Annotated in this window: 3 protein-coding genes; all 3 read right to left on the bottom strand. The window is 67.2% G+C overall.

The features are described from left to right. Positions 1–178: 178 nt before the first annotated feature. Positions 179–805: a GNAT family N-acetyltransferase gene (locus IEY73_RS32485; protein WP_189083184.1), complete on the bottom strand. Its 627-nt coding sequence runs from the start codon at positions 803–805 to the stop codon at positions 179–181. After that, the gene (locus tag IEY73_RS32480; RefSeq protein ID WP_189083183.1) at positions 802–2,328 is read right to left on the bottom strand and encodes an APC family permease; all 1,527 of its coding nucleotides are present in this window, start codon (positions 2,326–2,328) and stop codon (positions 802–804) included. The genes IEY73_RS32485 and IEY73_RS32480 overlap by 4 nt, the downstream gene beginning before the upstream one ends. Positions 2,329–2,362: 34 nt before the next feature. After that, positions 2,363–2,763, bottom strand: a 401-nt coding sequence (locus IEY73_RS32475) for a GPP34 family phosphoprotein (RefSeq protein ID WP_189083182.1), incomplete at its 5' end; no start/stop codon positions are given.

Genomic DNA, 2,763 nt, shown 5'->3' with positions numbered 1-2,763 from the left:
CGGCGCCGGTGCGTAGCTCGCGGTGCAGGGCCTTCGTGGCATCGCCGCCGGGGATCGCGAGTTCTCGGCGGCCGAGGTACTCCTGGAAGATCAACATGAGTCTGAGCCAGCCGGGCATCTCGGGGGTGCGGCAATGCAGCCTCCCTGTTGCTGGCGAGTGGCCATCGCCTCGGTGCCTTCACTCTCGTGATCTACGGGGGCGGGGGTGGGGCTCTCGCCACATCGGATGCAGGGGTGGACTGTCGGGCGAGGGGTGGTAGATCTCGCGAGGGTGGTAGTCGTGCCGTTGGTAGAGGCGCTGGTTGTTCAGTCCGGTGGCTTCCAGGTAGGCCGGCACGCCGCGGGCGTCGAGGTAGCGGTGGTGGTTGCGTAGCAGGGCGGTCCCGAGCCCGCGGTTCTGCTGGTCGGGCCGCACGGCGAGGAACGCCAGGTAGTGGTGGGCACGGCCGGTTGGATGGTGGTTGTGCATGGCCGTGTCGAGGGCCTGGAAGCGGGGCAGGAAGGTGCCGACGGCGACGGCGAGTTGCTCGTTGTAGCCCGGGATGCTCAGGGCAGCGTCGGCGCCGAGGGGGTACCAGACGGCGACGGCGTTCTCGTCGCTGGCCAGCTCCACCCAGCCGGCCTTCAGCGCGTGCGCGGCGAAGATCCGGAAGTAGGCCGGGTAGACCGACGCCCGGTCACGCACATCCGGGATGAGCCACGGCCCGAAGTCACCGTGCAGGAACCCGTCGGCGAGTAGCCGGGTGACGGTGTCCTCGTCACGAGTGGTGCCGTAGCGGACCGTGACGGTGGCCGGCTCTGTCATCGCACACCTCCGCCTACAACCACGGTCGCGGCAGTGGGCGGCTGGTCGGTGGTGGCGCTGTTCGCGCCTCGCCCGATGCCCGCGTACACCTGCGGACGGGTTGATTTCAGGATCAACGCCCAGCCCATGCCGAGCAGGATCGCGGCGGCGAAGGTCGACGGCAGGATCCACCGCCACGACGAGGTCGACTCGACCCCGAGCAGCACGTCGAATTGATCTAGCGTCAGGTACAGCACAGTGAGCAGCAAGCCGGACGCCAGTACCGGCGCGGCGACCCGGCGCCACCAATTAACGCCGCGCCGATGAGCCGGGTGGCGAGCGAAGAACACCACCACCGCCACGGAGGTCGCGGTCATCAGGATCAACACGCCCAGGCCGCCCAGGACGGTGATCCAAAAGAATAGATAGGTCACCGGGTCCAGGCCAGTGAGCGCGTACCCGGCCAGCACCACTGCTGCGAGGACGGTCTGGACCAGTGATCCCCACTTCGGTGCGCCCGTACGGCGGCTGGTGGTGCCCAGCCCGCCGGGCAGCACTCCTTCACGACCGAGGGCGAACTTGTAGCGGGCAGCGGTGTTGTGGAAGGCCAGCAGGGCAGCGAACAGGCTGGTCACGAACAACGCGTGGCCGAGATCGATCCAGATCGGGCTCAGGTACGGGCCGACCAGGGTGAACATCAGCTCGGTGCCATGGGTGCGGGCCGCCTCGACCACGTTGTCGGGGCCGCTGGCAACGGACATCGCCCAGGAACAGAACGCGTACAGCAGACCGATGATCAACAGCGCCGTGTAGGTGGCGCGGGGCACCGTGCGCTGCGGGTCTTTCGTCTCTTCCGAGTACACAGCGGTGGCCTCGAACCCGACGAACCCGGTGATCGCCGTGACCAGCGCTGCGCCGATGCCGGCGGTCACGAGCTGCGACGGCGCCAGCGTGGTGAAGGTGACTGTGTCGGTCGCCGGGTGCGCGAGTTCGACGAACGAGAAGACGACGGCGATGCCGATCTCCGTCAGCAACATCAACGCCAGGACCTTGCCGTTGATGTCCACCCGCAGCAGGCCCATCACCGCGATGACCGCCCAGGCCGCGTAGGCGCACGTCCACCACGGCGCTGTCACGTCGAACCGGTCGGACAGGAACCCCGACAGCACCGAGCCGAACCCGCCGTACAGGCCGATCTGCATCGCGTTGTAACCCCACACCGCCGCGAACGACGCCCCGACGCCAGGTATCCGGCCGAGTCCGTGCGAGATGTAGGAGTAGAACGCGCCCGCGTTGACGATCCGGCGGGACATGGCCACATAGCCGACGCTGAACAAGCCCAAAATTACGGCGACGGCTACGTACGCGATCGGAATGCCTTGAATGCCGGTGACCGCCCAGCCGGTCGTTGCGCCACCGGCGACCACGGTCAGCGGCGCGGCGGCGGCCATCACGATCCACACGACCGGCCACATGCCCAGACGACCACGTTGCAGCGCCAAGGCAACGTTGCTGAAGCGGGACCGGGGACGAGGGACGCTCATCGTCCGACACTCCTAACGATGTAAGAGGTGTAGTTCAGTGCGCGCTGAGGACGGCGTCGCCGAGCGCAGCTTTGGTATGCAGCAGCAGTTCCTGGATGCTGCTACTGGATGCGGAAATCAAGATCGAGAGGTGCTCGTACGCAGCCCGGGGAGCACCGTCGAGGATGTGGTGATGCAGGTCCGTTGCCTCGGCCAGGCCCGCCAATACCAAGTCGATACCGTTCAGATACTCAAGCCGGCGAAGGCGGATTGAGAGCCGAGCGGCCGGCCAAGCAGCGGCGTTGACATCCGTCGGCACGTACGTAGTCGTCCGGCGGAACAGGCCCCGGCTGACCTCCGGGCGGACGTGCTGCGAACTCGTCATCCGCTCCGCGACGGCTTCATAGGCGAAGGTACGCAGGAACGCGAGCCAGGTACGAATAGTGTGCCCGTTGG

The sequence above is a fragment of the Mangrovihabitans endophyticus genome (genome assembly GCF_014646155.1).
GTDB lineage: Bacteria > Actinomycetota > Actinomycetes > Mycobacteriales > Micromonosporaceae > Actinoplanes > Actinoplanes endophyticus.
Note: the sequence above shows the minus strand (reverse complement) of the source record. Positions and strands in the feature narration are given on the sequence as shown.